Origin of the sequence: Streptomyces shenzhenensis, assembly GCF_021462265.1 — a bacterium.
Classification (GTDB): Bacteria; Actinomycetota; Actinomycetes; order Streptomycetales; family Streptomycetaceae; genus Streptomyces; species Streptomyces shenzhenensis.
Genome location: NZ_JAJONF010000056.1, coordinates 1 through 18,927 on the forward strand (window position 1 = coordinate 1; position 18,927 = coordinate 18,927).

The 18,927-nt window shown below is 71.4% G+C and carries 19 protein-coding genes; 10 read left to right on the top strand and 9 right to left on the bottom strand.

From position 1 onward, the window contains the following. Positions 1–10 precede the first annotated feature (10 nt). Together LQ326_RS41175 and LQ326_RS41180 are read right to left on the bottom strand one after the other, a co-directional pair. Positions 11–1,381, bottom strand: coding sequence for a 6-phospho-beta-glucosidase (locus tag LQ326_RS41175; RefSeq protein ID WP_234544200.1), 1,371 nt, complete (start codon positions 1,379–1,381; stop codon positions 11–13). Beyond that, positions 1,378–2,163, bottom strand: a complete 786-nt coding sequence (locus tag LQ326_RS41180; protein ID WP_181805806.1) for a DeoR/GlpR family DNA-binding transcription regulator — start codon at positions 2,161–2,163, stop codon at positions 1,378–1,380. Before LQ326_RS41180 ends, LQ326_RS41175 begins: the two co-directional genes overlap by 4 nt. 136 nt (positions 2,164–2,299) lie before the next feature. Here LQ326_RS41180 and LQ326_RS41185 point away from each other — a divergent pair, with 136 nt between their 5' ends. The 4 genes from LQ326_RS41185 to LQ326_RS41200 all read left to right on the top strand — a co-directional run bounded on the left by LQ326_RS41185 (position 2,300) and on the right by LQ326_RS41200 (position 6,577). Next, positions 2,300–3,253: a carbohydrate kinase family protein gene (locus LQ326_RS41185; protein WP_234544201.1), complete on the top strand. Its 954-nt coding sequence runs from the start codon at positions 2,300–2,302 to the stop codon at positions 3,251–3,253. Positions 3,254–3,409: 156 nt separating this feature from the next. After that, positions 3,410–4,798, top strand: coding sequence for an extracellular solute-binding protein (locus tag LQ326_RS41190; RefSeq protein WP_234544202.1), 1,389 nt, complete (start codon positions 3,410–3,412; stop codon positions 4,796–4,798). Between the two features lie 13 nt (positions 4,799–4,811). After that, entirely contained in the window at positions 4,812–5,759 is a 948-nt protein-coding gene (locus LQ326_RS41195) for a carbohydrate ABC transporter permease (RefSeq protein WP_234544203.1), read from the top strand. Continuing rightward, complete coding sequence (locus tag LQ326_RS41200) at positions 5,756–6,577, top strand: carbohydrate ABC transporter permease (RefSeq protein WP_234544204.1); 822 nt, start codon at positions 5,756–5,758, stop codon at positions 6,575–6,577. Before LQ326_RS41195 ends, LQ326_RS41200 begins: the two co-directional genes overlap by 4 nt. A 105-nt stretch (positions 6,578–6,682) precedes the next feature. On the opposite strand, the gene LQ326_RS41205 is transcribed toward LQ326_RS41200, so the two are convergent. Together LQ326_RS41205 and LQ326_RS41210 are read right to left on the bottom strand one after the other, a co-directional pair. Continuing rightward, on the bottom strand, positions 6,683–8,314 hold the full coding sequence (locus tag LQ326_RS41205) for an MFS transporter (RefSeq protein ID WP_234544205.1): 1,632 nt from the start codon (positions 8,312–8,314) through the stop codon (positions 6,683–6,685). Between the two features lie 213 nt (positions 8,315–8,527). Next, positions 8,528–9,304: an IclR family transcriptional regulator gene (locus LQ326_RS41210; RefSeq protein WP_234544206.1), complete on the bottom strand. Its 777-nt coding sequence runs from the start codon at positions 9,302–9,304 to the stop codon at positions 8,528–8,530. Between the two features lie 65 nt (positions 9,305–9,369). On the opposite strand from LQ326_RS41210, the gene LQ326_RS41215 reads away from it, so the two are divergent. Genes LQ326_RS41215 through LQ326_RS41230 form a run of 4 tightly spaced genes read left to right on the top strand, consistent with a single transcriptional unit; the run spans position 9,370 to position 13,297 of the window. Next, entirely contained in the window at positions 9,370–10,530 is a 1,161-nt protein-coding gene (locus LQ326_RS41215) for a cupin domain-containing protein (RefSeq protein WP_234544207.1), read from the top strand. A gap of 2 nt (positions 10,531–10,532) precedes the next feature. Beyond that, positions 10,533–11,360: a fumarylacetoacetate hydrolase family protein gene (locus LQ326_RS41220; protein ID WP_234544208.1), complete on the top strand. Its 828-nt coding sequence runs from the start codon at positions 10,533–10,535 to the stop codon at positions 11,358–11,360. Then, positions 11,357–11,992 (top strand): maleylpyruvate isomerase N-terminal domain-containing protein, encoded by a 636-nt coding sequence (locus LQ326_RS41225; protein WP_234544209.1) that lies wholly within the window; start codon positions 11,357–11,359, stop codon positions 11,990–11,992. Before LQ326_RS41220 ends, LQ326_RS41225 begins: the two co-directional genes overlap by 4 nt. A gap of 54 nt (positions 11,993–12,046) precedes the next feature. Further along, entirely contained in the window at positions 12,047–13,297 is a 1,251-nt protein-coding gene (locus tag LQ326_RS41230) for an FAD-dependent oxidoreductase (RefSeq protein ID WP_234544241.1), read from the top strand. A gap of 123 nt (positions 13,298–13,420) precedes the next feature. On the opposite strand, the gene LQ326_RS41235 is transcribed toward LQ326_RS41230, so the two are convergent. Then, complete coding sequence (locus LQ326_RS41235) at positions 13,421–13,609, bottom strand: hypothetical protein (RefSeq protein ID WP_234544243.1); 189 nt, start codon at positions 13,607–13,609, stop codon at positions 13,421–13,423. On the opposite strand from LQ326_RS41235, the gene LQ326_RS41240 reads away from it, so the two are divergent. Then, on the top strand, positions 13,608–14,216 hold the full coding sequence (locus LQ326_RS41240) for a TetR/AcrR family transcriptional regulator (protein WP_181809320.1): 609 nt from the start codon (positions 13,608–13,610) through the stop codon (positions 14,214–14,216). The two genes, LQ326_RS41235 and LQ326_RS41240, sit on opposite strands and share 2 nt — an antisense overlap. 24 nt (positions 14,217–14,240) lie before the next feature. Here the strand turns inward: LQ326_RS41240 and LQ326_RS41245 are convergent, their stop codons facing one another. Genes LQ326_RS41245 through LQ326_RS41260 form a run of 4 tightly spaced genes read right to left on the bottom strand, consistent with a single transcriptional unit; the run spans position 14,241 to position 17,668 of the window. Beyond that, positions 14,241–15,161, bottom strand: a complete 921-nt coding sequence (locus tag LQ326_RS41245; RefSeq protein WP_234544210.1) for a LysR family transcriptional regulator — start codon at positions 15,159–15,161, stop codon at positions 14,241–14,243. A 10-nt stretch (positions 15,162–15,171) separates the two neighbouring features. Further along, positions 15,172–16,314, bottom strand: a complete 1,143-nt coding sequence (locus tag LQ326_RS41250) for an NAD(P)/FAD-dependent oxidoreductase (RefSeq protein ID WP_234544211.1) — start codon at positions 16,312–16,314, stop codon at positions 15,172–15,174. Beyond that, the gene (locus tag LQ326_RS41255; RefSeq protein ID WP_234544212.1) at positions 16,311–16,499 is read right to left on the bottom strand and encodes a ferredoxin; all 189 of its coding nucleotides are present in this window, start codon (positions 16,497–16,499) and stop codon (positions 16,311–16,313) included. The genes LQ326_RS41250 and LQ326_RS41255 overlap by 4 nt, the downstream gene beginning before the upstream one ends. Further along, complete coding sequence (locus LQ326_RS41260) at positions 16,496–17,668, bottom strand: cytochrome P450 (RefSeq protein ID WP_234544213.1); 1,173 nt, start codon at positions 17,666–17,668, stop codon at positions 16,496–16,498. The genes LQ326_RS41255 and LQ326_RS41260 overlap by 4 nt, the downstream gene beginning before the upstream one ends. Before the next feature lie 242 nt (positions 17,669–17,910). Between LQ326_RS41260 and LQ326_RS41265 the strand changes: the two genes are divergently transcribed. Continuing rightward, positions 17,911–18,885, top strand: coding sequence for a phosphotriesterase family protein (locus tag LQ326_RS41265; RefSeq protein ID WP_234544214.1), 975 nt, complete (start codon positions 17,911–17,913; stop codon positions 18,883–18,885). Positions 18,886–18,927 lie beyond the last annotated feature (42 nt).

Sequence of the window (18,927 nt, forward strand, 5' to 3'; positions counted from 1 at the left end):
GACCTCCACGCTAGTCCCGCCCGCCCGCGAACACGGCCGCCACCTCGGGGATGCGGTCGACATAGCCGTCGAGGAGCTGACGGCCGACGTTGACCGAGTCGACCAGGGGGTGCAGCGAGAACGCCTTGAGCGCATCCGTGCGGGAGCCGGTCACGGCCGCGCTGATCGTGAGCCGCTCGACCGCCTTGACCTGCTGCATCAGACCGGCCTGGTGGAGGTCGGGCTGGGTGACGGTGAGCGGGTGCACGCCGTTGGCGTCGACCGTGACGGGGACCTCGACGACCGCGTCCTCGGGAAGCGCGGACACGGTCGTGCCGTTGCGCACGTTGAGGATCATCGTCGCGCGCTCGTTGCGGCTGACCGCGGCCATCACGGCGAGGGCGACACCGGCGTAGCCCTGGTGCGCGGGATCGGGCCGGAAGTCCGCGTCGGCCTCGGCCTCGCCCTGCACGGCTCCCTTGGCCTCGGCCATGTAGTTGGCGCTGCGGTTGGCCACGGTCTCCCGCCACAACTGCACCGCCGACCCCCCGGCCGCCTCGGTCACCCGCGCGTAGAACTCCCGCTGCTGACGGGCGAGGAACTCACCCCGGGTCTGCGGGGCGTCGAGGATGGAGCGTACGGCGTCCCGGTTGAAGTAGTAGTAGTACAGGTACTCGTTGGGGATCAGTCCGAGGTCGCGCAGCCACTCCTTGCCGAAGACGACCCCCTCCTCCAGGCCGCCGAGCCGCTCGTCGTCGGCGAGCAGGCGGGGCAGTACGTCCTCGCCGTCGTGCAGCACCCGGCGCATCCAGCCCAGGTGGTTGAGGCCGACGTAGTCGAACTGGGCCCGGGACGGGTCCAGCCCGAGCGTCGTGGCGATACGGCGGCCGAGGCCCGAGGGGGTGTCGCAGATGCCGAGGACGCGGTCGCCGAGGACACTCTGCATCGCCTCGGTGATCATCCCGGCCGGGTTGGTGAAGTTGATGACGTACGCCTGGGGCGCGAGCCGGCGTACGCGGTGCGCGATGTCGAGCATCACCGGGATCGTGCGCAGACCGTAGGCGAGGCCGCCGGGGCCGGTGGTCTCCTGGCCGAGGACGTTCAGGTCAAGGGCGACCCGTTCGTCGCACATCCGGCCCGTCAGTCCGCCCACCCGGATCGCCGCGAACACGAAGTCGCTGCCTTCCAGGGCGTCGTCGAGCGATGTGCTGACCGTCACCCTGGGGGCGTCGGGCCGGCCGTCGGCGAACCGGGCGAGGACCTCGGCCATCGCCTTGAGGCGGGCGGGATCGGTGTCGTACAGCCAGACGTCGTCGATGCGAGGGGTGCCCTGGTCGTGCAGCAGGGCCTGGTAGACGTACGGCACGCGGAATCCGCCGCCGCCGAGGACCGTCAACTTCATGCGAGTATCACCTTTCCACCCGCCTCGCGGCAGAGCTGGAGAGTGTCGGGATCGGCACCGCCGGTGGTGATCAGGACGTCGATGTCCGACAGCGGGCACACCCGCAGCGACCCGGTGCCCGGGAACTTGGTCTCCGCGGCGACCAGGACGACCTTGCCGGCCGTCTCGATCATGGCCTGCTTCAGGGGTGCCTCGACCGCCATGTTGTCGACCACGTGACCGCTCGGGCGGACCCCGGTGCAGCTGAGGAAGAGCAGGTCGGCGCTGACCTGGCGCAGTGCCTGTTCGGTCAGCGAACCGACCAGGGACTGGTAGTTGCGGCGCAGCACACCGCCGAGCATCACCAGGCGTACTGCCTCGTCGTGACGGAGTTCGTCGAGCACGGCCAGGCTGCTGGTGATGACGGTGACCGGACGACCGCGCAGCCGTCGCGCGATCGCCTGGGGTGTGGTTCCGATGTCCAGAACGACCACGCTGTCGTCCTCGACGAGCTTCACGGCCTCCTCCGCGATGGCCTCCTTCAGCGCCTGGTCGACGGTGGCGACGACGTCGAAGGGAATCTCGTCCACGGGCCCCCGCCCGGTGGCGTCCACCGTGGCGTGCGGGGACAGGGCGGCGCCCCCGTAGGTGCGCACCAACTCGCCGTTGCGGTCCAGTTCGATCAGGTCCCGGCGGATCGTGGACTCGCTCACCTGGAGCCGCTCGGCGAGCTCGCGCACCGAGGCCACCCCCGTCGTGCGCAGGGATTCCACGATCTTCGCGTGTCGATTGCGTGAAGTCACGCAGCGAAGATAGCACCGGATGACTGACTTCAGTCATCCGGGAGGGGAAACTTTCTCGTAACTGACTGACTCTTGTCATCTTGGCCAAGCGGTGCTCATAGTTGAGCACTTCCTGTGGCGGCACCAGACGGAGGCAGTGACCGTGCTCGATGTGCTCTTCGCCGGCGAAGTCTTCTGCGACCTCGTATTCGCCGGTATCCCGCACCTGCCCACCCAGGGCGGCGAGGTGTTCGCGGACCGGTTCGCCGTGGTCCCCGGCGGCACCGCCACCCGCGGTGTGGCCGCCGCCCGGCTGGGGCTGCGGACCGGCCTGTGTGCCGTGATCGGCACCGACTTCCTCGGCGACCACATCGTCGCCGAACTCGCCCGCGAGGAGAACCTGCGCCTCGCCTGGCTGCGCCGTGATCCGGCCGTACAGACCCCCGTCACGGTCGCGGCGGCCAACGAGCACGACCGCACCTTCATCACCTACGAGGAGGAGGGCGCCCGGCGCCCGGAGGTGTGGGACGGCGAGCTGCCCGACACCCGCTTCGTACAGCTCACCCTCGGCAAGCCGTTGCCCGGCTGGGTGGCCCGGCTGCGCGGCCGCGGCACCCGGGTCGTCGGCGGTGTCGGCTGGGATCCCACCGGCCGCTGGTCGCCCGACGTGCTCACCCGCCTGGGCGAGGTCGACGTATTCGTCTGCAACGCGGTCGAGGCCACCAGCTACACCCGCACGGACACGGTCGAGGAGGCCGTCAAGGTCCTGGACGGCCTGGTGGCCGACGTCGTCGTGACGGACGGACCGCGCGGCGCGGTCGCGGTGGCCGGTGACACCGGTGAACTCGTCCGGATCCCCGCTCCCCAGGTGCCCGCCGTCGACCCCACCGGTGCCGGCGACGTGTTCACCGCCGCCCTCATCACCGGCCTGAGTCACGGCTGGCCGCTGCCCACCCGCCTCCGCTTCGCCGGACTGTGCGCCGCCCTGTCGGTGCAGAGCCTCGGCGGCGCGGGCAGCGCGCCGCACCGGGCGGCCGTCGACGCGTTCCTCGCCGAGATCTCCGGCATCCCCGACGACGACATCGCCCGGATACGGGCGATCCTGCGCTGACGTGCGCCGGATCCGCTGTCCGGTGCCCCGGCAGCCGGCGCCACGCCGGGACTGCCCCCGAAACCCCACCGGCCGCCGCCTGGCGGCCACCTGGTTCCCGCCTCTCCGGGAACACCGCACCGCCCGCCGCTCCACCAGTACCAGGAGGACCACTCCATGATTGAGAGAACCCAGGGCCGTTCCGCCCGGCGCGTTGTCGCCGCGACCGCCCTCGCCACCGGCCTGCTGACGGCTGTCGCGGCCTGCTCACCCGGCCCCAGCGGCACCTCGTCCGCCGGCGGGGCGAACAAGACCGCCGGCCCGGTGTCCACGGACGTCGCCAAGGCGGGCAAGGTCACTCTCACCGAGTGGGACCAGAACACCGACCCGGGCACCGACGCCTCCACCGAAGCACTCAACAAGGCGTTCATGGAGAAGTACCCCAACGTCACGATCAAGCGGGTGTCCCGGTCCTTCTCCGACCTCAAGACGACGCTCAAGCTCGCCCTGTCCTCGTCGAACCCCCCGGACGTCGTCCAGGCCAACCAGGGCTACCCCGACATGGGCGCATTCGTGAAGGCCGGCCTCCTCCAGCCCGAGGACAGCTATGCCAAGGTCTACGGCTGGGACACCTCCTTCCCGTCCCAGCTGCTCGACCTCAACCGCTTCTCCTCCGACGGCAAGACCTGGAAGACCGGCAACCTGTACGGCGTGTCACAGACCGGCGAAATCGTCGGCATCTACTACAACAAGGCCAAGCTCAAGTCCCTCGGGCTGCCCGTCCCCACCACCCTCGCAGGTTTCGAGACCGCCCTCGCCAAGGCCAAGTCGTCCGGACTGCGGCCCATCTCCTACGGCGACGCGGACAAAAGCCCCGGCATCCACATCTTCGGCGTCGTGCAGGCGGCCACCGCGGGCAAGGCGGAGGTCCGCAAGCTCGTCTTCGACGGGGGCGGCGCCAAGTGGACCGACGCCGGAAGCCTGAAGGCGGCCACCACCCTGCGCGGTTGGGCCGACAAGGGCTACCTGGGCTCCGGCTTCAACGGTGAGAGCAAGGACCAGGCGGTCGCCGACTTCGCCGCCGGCAAGTCGCTCTTCCTCGTCGACGGCACCTGGCAGGCCGCCGTACTCGAGCCCAAGATGAAGACGAACGTCGGCTTCACCGCGCTCAGCCCCGCCGCCGGCCAACCCCCGCTCACCCAGGGCGGCGAGGGCCTCGCCTGGTCCATGACCGCCAAGTCCAAGCACCCCGACGTGGCGGCCGCGTACATCAACTTCCTCGTGGACGGCAACGGCATGAAGGTCCTCGCCGACAAGGGCAACCTGCCCGCCCTCCCGCAGGCCGGCTACCAGCCCGCCGCGGGCACCGTCGACGCCGACATCCTCGACGAGTGGAAGGCGGTCAGCGAGAAGGACGGCCTGCTGCCGTACCTCGACTACACCACGCCGACCTTCTACGACACCCTCACCGCGGCCGTCCAGGAACTGACCGCCGGACAGCTCTCGCCCCAGGCCTTCGGGGCCCAACTCCAGTCCGACTACGCCTCGTTCCAGCAGAGCAGGTAAGGCCGCAGACCTCATGGCTGTCACCGCGCACCGCCCGACGGCACGCAAGCGCCAGGCCGACACCCCCAGCGGGCGTCCGGCCCGGCGCCGCGGCCGAGTCCAGTGGAAGGGCTACCTCTACGCCCTTCCCGCCCTGGCGGTCCTCACCGTCTTCCTTCTGATCCCGCTCGGCCAGTTGGTCCAGATCTCCCTCTTCCACTGGGACGGCATCTCCGCCTCCACCTGGGCCGGGTTGTCCAACTACACCGAGATCGCGCGCGACCCGCGGTTGCGCGCCGGCTTCCTGCACTCCCTGGTGCTGATCCTCTTCTTCTCGGTCCTGCCGATCGCGCTCGCCCTGGCGCTGGCGGCGATCACCACCCGCGCCGCACGGCTGCGCGGGGTCTCCGTCTTCCGCGCGCTGATCTTCCTGCCGCAGGTCGTCGCCATGGTCGTCACCGCGACCGCCTGGACGGCCATCTACGCACCCGACGGCGTCCTCAACACCGCCCTGCGCGCGATCGGCCTCGACGCGGTGGCCCGTCCCTGGCTCGGCGACTTCTCCACCGCCCTGCCGTCCGTCGGACTCGTCGGCACCTGGCTGGAGATCGGCCTGTGCCTGGTGCTGTTCATCGCCGGCATCGGCCAGATCCCGGGGGAGTTGTACGAGGCGGCCAAGCTGGACGGCGCGGGTCTCGTACGGGAGTTCCTCGCCGTGACGCTCCCCGGCCTGCGCGGGCAGATCACCGTGGCACTCACCCTCACCGTCATCGCCGCGCTGAAGACCTTCGACCTGGTGTACGTCGCCACGCACGGCGGTCCCGGCAACGCGACCAGCCTGCCCGCCTTCGAGGTGTACAACCGGGCCTTCGGCACCGGCCAGGTCGGGTCGGCCTGTGCCATCGCCGTGGTGCTGACCGCGGTGATCCTGCTCATCACCTTCCTGATCACCAAGCTCCAGCCCGAGGAGGACGGGACATGATCTCCGCACGTGAACGCGTGCTCAACTACGTGGTTCTGACCGTCTTCGCCGGGCTCGCCCTGATCCCGCTGATCGGCGTGGTGGCGTCCGCGCTGAGCCCGGCCGCCCAGGCGTCCCCGTCCTTCACCTGGCCGCACCACCTCGACTTCGGCAACTTCGCCGCCGCCTGGCGACAGGGCCACTTCGCCACGTATCTGGGCTCCAGCGTGCTGGTGGCGGTGTCCGTCGTCGTGCTCACCGCGGTGCTGGCGATCCTGGCCGGTTTCTCCTTCGCGCACTTCGACTACCCCGGCCGGTCGTTCCTCTTCTACGTCACGCTGATCGGCCTGATGGTGCCGCCCGAGGCGTTCGTCATCCCGCTCTACTTCAACCTGCGGGACGCCGGGCTCGCCGACTCCTACTGGGCGCTGATCCTGCCGCAGACCGCCCAGTCCCTCGCTTTCGGCGTCTTCTGGATGCGCAACTTCTTCCGCTCGGTACCGGTCAGCGTCATCGAGGCGGCACGGCTCGACGGCGCGACGGACTGGCGGCTGCTGTGGCGGATCCTGGTCCCCACCAGCCGCCCCGCCCTCCTGACCATGGCCATGCTGGTCTTCATGTGGACCTGGAACGAGTTCCTGCTCCCGCTGGTCATGATCACCGACGAGAGCAAGCGCACCGCGCCCCTGGGACTGGCCTTCTTCCAGAGCGAGCACACCACCCAGTACTCCCTCCTGGCAGCGGCCTCGATCATCGTCGCCCTGCCGGTCGTCGCGCTGTACGTCTTCCTGCAGCGGCACTTCATCTCCGGCATGCTGTCCGGCGCCGTCAAGGCGTGAGAGCAGGCCTCTTCCCCGTACCGGCCCGTCCGCCCCCTTGCGCGTGGCGGACGGGCCCGTTGCCTCCCGGTCGCGTCCTGATGCGGTGGCCGGGCCATGCCGGGATCAGGGACGGGCGGTGCCGGCAACGGGTTCGGGGCTGTCCTCGTGGCCGGTCACCTCGTGCCCGGCTCCGCCGTGGGGGTGGAGGCCGATCATGCCGAAGGCGGTGAGTGCCGCGGCGACGGCGGCTGCCACCCCGCACACCAGGTACGCGGTGGAGAAACCGCTGCCCAGGGCGTCGAGGGCAAGGCCGTGGGCAGCGGAGCCCGGGGCGGTGGGCGGCAGACTGTTCACGGCGAGGGGTCCGTCGGTCGCGGCGATCTCGCGTGCCGCCGCCCGCTGGGCGGTCGGCAGGCCGGCGCCGGAGAGGTTCGTGGCGAACGTCGATCCGGCATTGCTGAGGGCGACAGCGCCGACGACGACCGGGCCGAGGACGAAGCCGAGGTCGCGCAGCATGTTGGTGGTGGCGCTGGCCATGCCCGCCAGGTTCGGGGGCACGCTGTTCAGCGCCACCGCCGTCACCGAGCTGATGCTCAGGGCGAAACCGATGCCGATCAGCAGGGCGGGAGCGATGAAGGCGCCGAGCCCCGGGTCGTTGACGTCCAGGCGGGTGAACAGCAGGCAGCCGGCCGCCATCAGAACGAATCCGGAGGTCAGCAGCCAGGCCGGGGCGACCTGGTGCAGGAGACGCGAGACGACCGGGATGAGCACGAAGGCCGGCCCCTGCAGGAGCAGGAAGAGGATGCCGACGCGCATCGGGTCCTGGTGCTGTACGGGACCCATCCACATGCTCGTCGCGAAGCAGGCGCCGAGGAAGGCGAGCATCCCGATGACCGCGGCGGCGGACGACACGGTGAACGCCCGGTTGCGGAACAGCTTCAGGTCGAAGATCGGGGAGTCGGCTCCCAGTTCCACCACGACGAACCCGGCGAGGAAGCAGACGCCGAGCGCGAAGGAGAGCATGACGGGCAGGGTGCCCCAGCCCGACTCGGGCCCTTCGACGGCGCCGAACAGCACCAGGACGAGACCGACGGCGAAGGTGATCTGACCGGACACGTCGAACCTGCGGCTCTGCGGCGCCTTCGACTCCGTGGCCAGCACCATGGTGAGCACCATGCTGACCAGGGCGAGTCCGACGAGCACCCAGAAGGAGCCCCGCCACGACCCGATCTTGGCGAACATGCCGCCGACCAGGGGCGAGACGGCGGCGCCGGCGGACAGGAAGCCGCTCCAGAGCGCCACCGCGTGCGCCCGCTGCCGCATGCCGCGGGACAGGGCGGTGATCGCGGTGAGCGAGCCGGGGAACATGGCGCCGGCGCCGAGGCCGTTCAGACCGGCGCCGATCCACAGCACCTGGACGGTGGGTGCGAGTGCGGCGACGGTGCTGCCCACGGCGACCAGGGCCGTGCCGGCCACGACGAGCCTGCGCCGCCCGAACAGGTCACCGAGGACACCGAAGGTGAACTCGAAGCAGACCACGGCGATCATGAACGCCGCGGTGATCCAGGTCAGCTGGGATCCGTGGGTGTGCAGGTCCTCCTGGAAGAGCCCGTTCAGTGAGGCCGGCAGCGCGTTCGCGACCTGGGCCACGAAGACGGCGCCGCAGGCGGCAGCCAGTGTTGCCGCGTAGCCCGGCGTCCGGGCGGCCCCCGCGGTTGGGCCGGGGGACACGACTGTCCCGTTGTTGAGCGTCATCGCTGTTCTTTCTGGCTGGGGAAGTAGGGCGTCCCGGGACGGGAGCCACGAGAGCGTTCAAGGGCTCGGCTCTGCGTACGCGGTGGGGGGAGCGGGGGCGCGGCGCGAGTCGGGCGCGATGCCGTGGAGAATGACACTCGCTTTACGTCACGTCAATGATATATGCGATCTAGAAAGAAAGCAGAGTCACTGAAAGCTGAATGAGTGAGTTGTTCACTGGTGTCGCGGCAGGTCCCGCTCCAGCGCGTGTGCGGCGGCCTCCAGGGCCGTGACCAGGGGCTGGAGCTGGTGCGGGTCGTAGCGCACGCTGGGCATCGAGACGGAGAGGCCGGCCACCGCGGTGCCGTCCCGGTCGCGCACGGGGACACCGACGGCGACCAGACCGCGTTCGGACCGCTCCCTGTTGACGGCGAAGCCGTTGCGCCGCAGTCGCTTCAGCTCCGTCCGCAGCCGAGCGAGGTCGGGACGGTCTGCCGGGCGGTCGCGGTAGCGCTCGGGGGCGTAGACCTCCTCCAGTTCCTCGTCGGGAAGGTCGGCGAGGAGGAGCAGGCCGGCTGTGGTGCGGTGCGCCGGGAACACCATGCCCTCCCGGGAGCCCACCCGCAGGGCCTGCCGGGACTCGACGCTGGCGATGAACCGGGCGGTCTCCCCGGTCCGCACGATCAGGTTCGTGGTCTCGTCGAAGAGATCGACGATCCGGTGGAGATGCGGGAGGGCTGCCGCGCGCAGCCGTGACACGAGAGACCGGGAGTGCGCGGCCAGTTCCAGTACCGGGCCCGCCCGGTAGACGCGGTCCTCGCCCTGCACGGCGAAGTCCCGGTAGACGAGCATCGCCAGGACGCGGTGGGCCGTCGACCGGGCGACCCCCAGGCGCTCGGCGAGCTGCGCCACGGTCGCGTCGCCTTCCATCTGCAGGATGGTCGCCGCCCGCAGTGCGTGGTCCACGCTGGCGATGGGATAGGGCGGCGGCGTCTTCAGCGGCTTGTCCATGGTGGCTCCGTTCTGCTCTCCAGAATCTCCATGCTCCCTCAGCAGACGCGCGGCACGCTGAGTCCGTGACTGAGTCCTCCCTCACCCAAGACACCGCCGCGGGTTCCCCGGTCCGGCTGCAGGCCGTCGGCACGGACGGACAGCCCGAGGTCACCCCCGCCCTCGAAGCGCTGTACCGGGGCTTCGAACAGGAACTGCTCGTCCCGCTGTGGACCGAGATCGGTGACCTGATGCCGGCCCACCCGCGCTCGCGCGCCGTGCCGCACCTGTGGCGCTGGGAGCGGCTGCGGGAACTGGCCGCGCGCGCCGGCGACCTGGTCCCGGTCGGCCGCGGCGGCGAGCGCCGGGCCATCGCGCTGGCCAACCCCTCGCTCGGCGGCAGGCCCTTCGCCACGCCGACGCTGTGGGCGGCCATCCAGTACCTCATGCCCGGAGAGGACGCCCCGGAGCACCGGCACACCCAGCACGCCTTCCGCTTCGTCGTCGAGGGCTCAGGGGTGTGGACGGTCGTCGGGGGAGACCCCGTGCCCATGAACCGTGGTGACTTCCTGCCGCAGGCCGGCTGGAACTGGCACGCCCACCACAACGCCAGCAGCGAGCCGATGGCCTGGATCGACGGCCTGGACATCCCCTTCCAGTACCTCACCGAGGCGCAGTTCTTCGAGTTCGGCCGGGACGAGATCAGCGACGCCGAGCGGACCACCCCGCAGCGGTCCCGTTCCGAGAGGCTGTGGGGCCACCCGGGCCTGCGCCCGCTGTCGGCCGCCCCGGCCGCACCGGGCAGCCCGCTGCTGTCGTACAAGTGGGAGCACACCGACGCCGCCCTGCGCGACCAGCTCGCGCTGGAGAAGGCGGGCTTCGGCGGCACCGTCGAGCCAGGCCATGCCGCGGTGCGCTACTCCAACCCGCACGACGGCTCCGACGTCCTGCCGACCGTCCGCGCCGAGTTCCACCGCATCGCCCGTGGCACCGAGACCGCGCCGGTGCGCGAGACCGGCTCCTCGGTCTACCAGGTCTTCGACGGCTCAGGCGTCGTCACCGTCGGCGACAGGTCGTGGTCGGTGACGCGCGGCGACCTGTTCGTCGTCCCCTCCTGGGAGCCGTTCGCCGCCAGGTCCGAGGCCGGTACGACCGACTCCGACGAGGCCGCCCTCGACCTCTTCCGCTTCTCCGACGCGCCCGTCTTCGAGGCGCTCCACCTCCACCGCACCCAGAAGGACGCCTGACGATGAAGCTCGCCACCCTCCGCACCGCCGACGGCACCCGGGCGGTCCGCCTCGACGGCGACCTCCTGGTCGACCTCGGCTACGCCGACCTGGGGGAGTTGTTCGCCGAGGACGACTGGCAGGACAGGGCCGCCGCCGCGTCCGGCACCGCCTACCCGGTCGAGGGCGCGGACTTCGCGCCGGTCGTCCCGAACCCCTCCAAGGTCGTCTGCGTCGGCCACAACTACACCAACCACATCAAGGAGATGGGCCGCGGGCTGCCGGACTACCCGACGCTCTTCCCGAAGTTCACCGACACCCTTCTCGGCGCCGGCGACGACATCGTCAAGCCGGCCGAGACCGGCGCGCTGGACTGGGAGGTCGAACTGGCCGTCGTGATCGGCAAGGCGGTGCGCCGCGCCGACGAGCGGCAGGCCGCCGACGCCATCGCCGGTTTCACCGTCATGAACGACATCTCGGTGCGCGACTGGCAGTTCCGCACCATCGAGTGGACCCAGGGCAAGATCTGGGAGGCCACCACCCCGGTCGGCCCCTACGTCGTCACCCCCGACGAGATCGGCGGCGTCCGCCCCGCGCTCCAGGTGAGGACGACCGTCGACGGCCAGGTCATGCAGCAGGACGACACCGGCACGCTGCTGTTCGACCCGGTCTTCCTGGTCCAGTACATCTCCACCGTCATCACCCTGCGCCCGGGCGACATCATCGCCACCGGCACCCCGGCCGGCGTGGGCAACGCCCGCGACCCCAAGGTCTTCCTGCTTCCCGGCCAGACCGTGGTCACCGAGATCGCCGGCCTGGGCGCCTGCACCAACAAGGTCGTCGAGGCATGACCACCGCCACGCGGACCCTCACCGACGCGCGCGCCTGGGCCGGCGCCGGCACCGAGTTGCTGCTCGACGCCGTCGCGGGCCTGGACGAGGCCGGTTTCTCGGCCCCCAGCGTGCTGCCGGGCTGGACCCGCAAGCACCTCGTCGCGCACGTCGCCGCCAACGCCGACGCCCTGGGCAACCTCGTCCACTGGGCGGCCACCGGTGAGGAGACGCCGATGTACGCCTCTGCCGAGGAGCGCGCCGCCGGCATCGACAAGGGGCCGGCCCTGTCGGCCGACGAACTGCGCTCCTGGCTGACCGCGTCCGCGCACCGGCTCGCCGCAGGGCTCGGCCGGCTCACCGACGAGCAGTGGCGGCACCGGGTCGTCACCGCCCAGGGGCGCACCGTCCCCGCCACCGAGTTGCCCTGGATGCGCGCCCGCGAGGTATGTGTCCACGCCGTCGACCTCGGCACCGGCGTCGTCACCTTCGCCGACCTGCCCAGGGGCTTCCTGGTCGCCCTGGTCGACGAGATCCGCGCCAAGCGCGGTCTGACCGGGCTGCCCGAAGGTCCCCTGCCCGCGGTCGCCGCCTGGCTGGCCGGCCGCCCCCACTCGCTCGCCGACGCCCCTGAGCTCGGCCCGTGGCTCTGAGGAGTGAGTCCCATGTCCCATCCTGATGTGCCTGATGTACCTGATGTGCCTGATGTGATCGTCGTCGGCGGCGGCATCGGCGGCCTCGGAGCGGCGTTCTCGCTGACCCGCCGGGGCCTCGGCGTCCGCCTGCTGGAGAGTGCCCCCGCCTTCGGCGAGGTCGGCGCCGGCATCCAGCTCGCCCCCAACTGCACCCGCATCCTCGACGACTACGGACTCCTCGAGGAGGCCAAGAGCCTGGGCGTCGTCCCGGACACGATGGTCATGCGCGACGCCGTCGACGGCGGCGAACTGACCCGGCTCGACCTGCGGGACCTGGAGAAGCGCTACGGCTACCCGTACCTGGTCATCCACCGCAGCGACCTGCACGGCCTGCTGTTGCGCGCCTGCGAGCGCGCCGGTGTCGAGCTGATCAACGACGCGCACGTGACCTCGTACGAGAACACCGACGGCGGCGCCCGGGTGACCCTGGCCGCCGGCGGGACGCACGAGGCCGGTGTCGTGATCGCGGCCGACGGCCTGCACTCCGTCGCCCGCAAGCTGCTCGTCGACGACCAGCCCGTCTCCTCGGCGTACGTCGCCTACCGCGGCACCGTTCCCGCCGAGCTGGAGCGGGTGAAGTCCGTGGACCTCGGCGAGGTCGTGGTCTACGTCGGCCCCGGCTGCCACTTCGTCCACTACGGCCTGCGCGGTGGCGAGATGCTCAACCAGGTCGCGGTCTTCGAGTCGCCCAAGGCGCTGGCCGGCCAGGAGGACTGGGGCACCCCGGACGAGCTCGACGCCGCCTTCGCCAGGACCTGCGGTTTCGTGCGGGACGGCCTGCCGTTCATGTGGCGCGACAAGTGGTGGCGGATGTTCGACCGCGACCCGGTCATGAACTGGGTCCACGGCCGGATCGCCCTGCTCGGCGACTCCGCGCACCCGCCGCTGCAGTACATCGCGCAGGGCGCGATCATGGCCATCGAGGACGGCTGGGTCCTGAGCGAGCACGTCGCCCGCCACCGCGCCGAGGACGGCACGGTCGACTGGGACGCCGCTCTCGCCGCCTACCAGGCGGTCCGCCCGGAGCACTGCCGCCGTGTGCTGAGCACCTCCCGCAAGTGGGGCGAGCTGTGGCACCTCGACGGCCTGCGCCGCGAGCAGCGCAACATGCTGCTGCGCGCCCGGGACACCTACGACTACTCGTTCGTGGACTGGCTGTACGGTCCGACCGCGCTGACGCCGGACCAGGAGCCGCCCATGTTCGAGCCGGTCCCACTGTCCTCCGCGGCCCCGCTGACGGCCGTGGAAGGCAGCGCGGCGTGAGCGACGCCTGGCTGTCGCCGACGGCGCCGGCGAGGACGGCCGCGACGTCGGCCACATGACACGAGGCCGTACGAGGCGAAGCGGCTCGCCAGGTGCGCCGGTGCGCCACTTCACCCCGTCACTTCAGCGGCAGGCCGCGCCGCTCGCCGGAGCGCCGGTGAGCGTGCCCGCCACCACCGTGAAGCGGCGGTGCGGCTCCGGCCCCGGCGCGGCGATCACCGCCTCGCGCAGCTTTACAGTCCGGCAGTGATCCATGCGGGGTGTGCGGCCGCAGACCGGTGTGTACGGCCGGCGCGTTAGGATCTCCGTCATGGCGAACCTTCGACAGGCGCAGAAGCAGATGACGCGCCGCCTGCTGCTGGAGTCGGGGCTCGAACTGTTCACCACGAAGGGATACGCCGCCACCAAGGTCGACGACATCGCGACCGCCGCGGGCACCACCCGGGTGACCTTCTACGCCTACTTCCCCTCCCGCAGCGACCTGATGAAGGCGCTCATCGACGAGCGGCTCAACGAGGCGCTGCAGCGCGTCCGTTCTCCCGAGCACGGTTCCACGGCCCAGGACCTGGTCGCCACCGTGGCCGCGGGGACCCCGGCGGCGATCAGCACCTGGCTGCGACGCACCGCCGCCAGCTGGCCGGAGATCCGGCCGATCATCCGCGTGGGCCGGGACGCCGCGGCGGTCGATCCGGAGCTGCGCGACCTGGTGGAACGATGGCTGGAGGAAGCCATCAGCGACATCGAGGACGGCCTGACGGCGGCCGGGCGCTTCGCCCCCCATCAGCGCCGCTTCCGGGGAGTGCTGGCGATGGCCGAGCTGGACTACGTCGCCCAGCACTGGGGCGATGCCGACTGGAAGCTCACCCGCGAGCAGATGCTCGACGAGCTCAGCGCCAGCTGGGTGCGGCTGCTGTCCTGACCGCCACCGGCGGGACCGGCCGTCTCACCGTTCGGCCGCGGCGTCGCACAGCAGCGCCCGCAGCCAGGCGACGAAGTGGCGGTCGGCCAGCCGCGGGTTCCACACCATGTCGATGCCGAGCCCGGGCAGCGGGAACGGGAACTCCTCGATCCGCAGGTCGGCGAGGGTGCGCATGGTGGCGGCCACCCGGTACCTCATCAGGGCGACTCCGCCGGCGCGGGCCACGTGGAACGGCACCAGCAGGAAGTCGGAGATCCACAGCCCGACGCGGTAGGGGATGCCTTCGTCCTCCAGCACCGAGTACGGGAAGACCCGCCGGTCGGTGTCGACGACGACATGCGGTTCGGTGGTGAGCAGGTCGAGCGCGCTCGCCTGCGGCGGGGTGTCCGGCGCGGCCACCACCACACAACGGTCGTCGTACAGCCGCTCGCGCGGATACGGCGAGACGTGCGCCTCGGAGATCAGCACGACGTCGACGCCGCCTTCGGTGAAGGTGGCCTCGGTCGGCACGGTGATCGTCCGCACCCGCAGCGTGGCGTGCGGCGCGCGCTCGGCGACGAGCCGGGTCAGCCGGGGGCCGACGACGAACGCCGTGCTGTTCGTCATGGCGACCGTGATGACCCGCTCGTCCGTGGCGGGGTCGAAGGAGGGGAAGTCGACGATCTGCGCGGCCTGTTGCAGCGCGCCGCGCAGTGGCGCGATCAGCTCCAGCGCCCGTGGGGTGAGCGTGACGCCGCTGCCGTGCCGGACGACGAGCTCATCGCCCAGCAGGCGCCGCATCCGGGTCAGGGCGTGGCTCATGGCCGGCTGCGACAGCCCGACCCGCTCCGCCGCCCGGGTCACCGACTGTTCCTCCAGCAGCGCGAGGAGGGGCACCAGCAGGTTGAGATTGACCGACGCCAGCCGGTCCAGTCCCGACGCCGTGGTGTCCTCCTCGCCGCTCATGGCGCACACCCTATGCGGGCGTCCGGGTCATGCGGCGCAGCCGGGGGACGGGGATGCGGTAGTCCAGCGCGACAGCCGTGGTGCTGCCGTCCTCCTGCTGCCAGGCCATCAGCGCCGGACCGCTGCCGGGTTCCCCGTCCACGTACACCGGTTCGCCGGCCGCAGGCAGCGGCCCGACCGCCTTGAGGGTCCGGCCGAACTGCTCGGTCCAGAAGTACGGCTGGAACGACATCGGCGGGGCGTCGTCGCCGTGGACGAGCGCCCGGGCGGCCGACTTCCCCTGGTCGATGGCGCTGCTCCACAGGGGGACGCGGCGCCGGCCCCGCGGGGTGGGGAAGGCCGCGAGGTCGCCGACGGCCGCGACACCGGGCCGGGCGAGCCCGCGCGTGTCGACCGGGACGGCGCCGTTCACGACGAGCCCGGTGCCGGCGAGCCATTCGGTGTTGGGGATGTCACCGACGGCGGTGAGCAGGACCTCCGCCCGCAGCACCGTGCCGTCGTCCAGCGCGACGTGGACGTCGCCGGCCCGCCCCGCGACCCGCGCCGGACCGGTTCGGACCACGGTGAGCCCCCGCTCGCGGGCGGCGGTGGTGAAGACGCCGGCGAGGTGCGGACCGAGCTGGGCGGTCAGCGGCTCCCCCTGCGAGACGAGGGTGACCGGACAGCCGGCGGCCAGGCACCCCGAGGCGATCTCCATGCCGAGCGGACCGCCCCCGACGACGAGGACGGAGGGCCGGCCGGCCAGCCGGCGGCGCAGCGCCAGCGCGTCGTCGAGCCCGCGCAGGGTGACCTCGTCGGGCAGTCCGGACAGCCTGCGGGCCCGGGAGCCGGTGGCGAGGACGACGCCGTCGTACGGCAGGCTGGTGCCGTCGTCGAGCGTGACGAGCCGCCGGTCGGGGTCGAGCCCTGTCGCGCGCACGCCGAGCAGTTCCCTCGCCCCGTGCGAGGCCGGGGGCAGCGTGTGCGAGGACAGGGTGTCGCCGTCGAGCAGCAGCGCCTTCGACAGGGCGGGCCGGCTGTACGCCGGGTGGATCTCGTCGCCGACGATGGTCAGCTCGCCGTCGAACCCCTCCTCGCGGAGCGTGTCGGCGGCGGTGAGCCCGGCGATGCCGTTGCCCACGACGACGACACGCTTCAGGGCGACGGTGCTCATTGGACCCTCAGCGCGGCGACGGGACACACCCGCGCGGCGGCCTTGGCGAGCGCGACGTCGCCTCCGTCGATCTCCTCGAGGTCGAGCACCAGCTCGCCGTCGTCGTCGAGGTGCATGAGCTGCGGGGCAGCCTCCTCGCACAGGCCGTGGCCCTCGCAGCGGGGGCGGTCGAGAACGATCTTCATGCGGGGATCACCTCCAGGACGGGGAGCTCCTCGATGCTCCGGGTGATGTTGCCGGGAACGCGGACCTCGGGCCCGACGACGAGGCGCTTGACGCGCCGGGAGAGCGCCTCGATGACGGCGTGGGCCTCCAGGCGGGCGAGCCCCTGGCCCGCGCAGCCGTGCGGGCCGTAGCCGAAGGACAGGTGGTCGGCCGGGTTGCGTTCGACCAGGAAGGAGTCGGGGTTCTCGTAGTGCCGCGGGTCACGGTTGCCGGCGCCGAGCAGCACCGCGATCTGCGCGCCCGCCGGGACGACGGTGCCCTCGATCGCGACGTCCCGCGTGGTGGTGCGGCCCCAGACGTTGACGGGGGGCCAGTACCGCAGCACCTCGTTGAACGCTCCTGGTGTCAGGGACGGTTCGGCGCGCACCTTGTCCAACTGGTCGGGGTGCGCGGCGAACAGGGCGACGACGTTGCCGATCGCCGCGACCGTCGTGTCGACGCCGGCGCCGAGGTACTGGTGGATGATGTGGCCGGCGGTCCCCGCGGGGATGGCGCCGCGCGTCTCGGCGTCGAAGATGCCGCGGCCCACGGACCCCTCCGCCAGGTCGTCGGCCGTGACCTCGGAGCACCAGGCGTACAGTTCGCCGGCGACGGGGAAGTTCTCGGCCGTGCGCTGGTTCATCGGCCCCAGCACCTGCATGGCTGCCTGGCCCCAGCGCAGCATGTTGTCGCGCGCATGGCCGGTGAAGCCGATGAGGTCCGCGACGACCTCCAGGGGGAAGGCGCGGGCGAGGGCGTCGACGGCCTCGAAGGAGCCCCGTTCGACGAGTTCGGCGACCAGGGTGTCGGCCTTCGCCTCGATCCGGCCCTTCAGGCCGCGCAGGGCGCGGGGCGAGAGGTTCTCGGTGAGGGCGGCGCGCAGCTGGGTGTGCACCGGCGGGTCGGACGCCAGTGAGGTGCCGGTCAGGGCCTGGTTGGCCGCCGGGTTGAACGCGATGGACGTCGAGGAGAACGACTCCCAGTCGGCGAGGGCGTCCCGGATGACGTCGTACCGCGTCAGTGCGTAGACGTCGTTCTTCGGCAGGTGGACCACGGGACCCAGGTCCCGCAGCTCTGCGTGGACGGGGTGGGGGTCGAGGACGACGTCGTCGGCGAAGAGGTCGACGTCGGAGGTGTGCGGTGTGCTCATGCCTTGATGAAAGTGGCCCATGTCGCATCCATCAAATGAATGATTCGCATGAGCTTTCATGCGCGAGATGCATAAGGGCCGCGTCTGTGGCTGCGGCGGTCCGGGAATCCCGCCCCAGCGCTACTAGCAGCTCAATATTTTTTCGTGGTGTTCGTTTCATTGACGCGATGTAAACCGAATGACTACCGTGAGGGAAGCCCGAGGGTGCGCCGCCGCACCCGCACCGCAGACGTGAGGCAGTCATGAGCGTGAACAGCAACACCGTCAACACCGTCCTGGGCCCGGTACCAGCCGGGGAGTTGGGTGTCGTCTCGGTCCACGAAGCGCTGCTGTCGGTGCTCCCGGGCGCCGAGCACGCCTTCGACATCACCCTCGACCGCGCCGAGATCTTCGAGACGCTCGCCGGCAAGCTGCGGGAGTTCCGAGCCCACGGCGGTGGCACGGTCGTCGACAGCACCGGCATGTTCCACGGCCGGGACGTCAGGCTGTACGAGGCCCTGTCCCGCTCCACCGGGGTGCACATCGTCGCCTCGACCGGGCAGGGACCCGAGGAACTGCTCGGGGGCTACTTCCTGACCCCGCAGACCAACCCGCCGACGCCCTGGCCGGCCGAGAAGTTCGCCGGCCTCTTCACCAAGGAGATCACCGAGGGCATGGTGGTCCCGCGGGTGGAGCGCCGCGGCCCCGCCGGACTGGTCACCGCCGCGGTGTCCCGCGCGGGCATGACCGCGACCGACGAGAGCCTCCTGCGGGGCGCGGCCCGTACCGCCCTCGCCACCGGTACGGCCGTCTCCTTCCGGTTCGGCGCCGACGCCGTACGGGAACTCGACGTCGTGCTCGACGAGAACCTGCCGGCCGACCGGGTCGCCGTCGGCGGACTGGACCGCAAGGACGCCGTCGCCGCCGGAGCACCGGAGAGGATCGCCGCCCGTGGCGCCTACGCCGTGCTCGACCACGTGGGCACCGACGACGCGGAGCACCTCGCCGACACCGAGCGCGCCGTCCTCGTCGCCGGCCTCGTGCGGGCCGGACACGCCGACCGGATCCTGCTCTCCGTCGGCGCGACCGGGGTGGCCAAGGGGCATCCCGCGAACGACCTGCCGTACAGCCACCTCCTGACCGCCTTCGTACCCCTGCTGAAGGCGCACGGCGTCGGCGAGGACGACGTGCGGCGCATCATCGAGGCCAACCCGCGCCACCTGCTCGCGGTGCGCTGAACGCGCCGGCCCGAACGACCGTCAAGATCTTTTCTCGAAGGT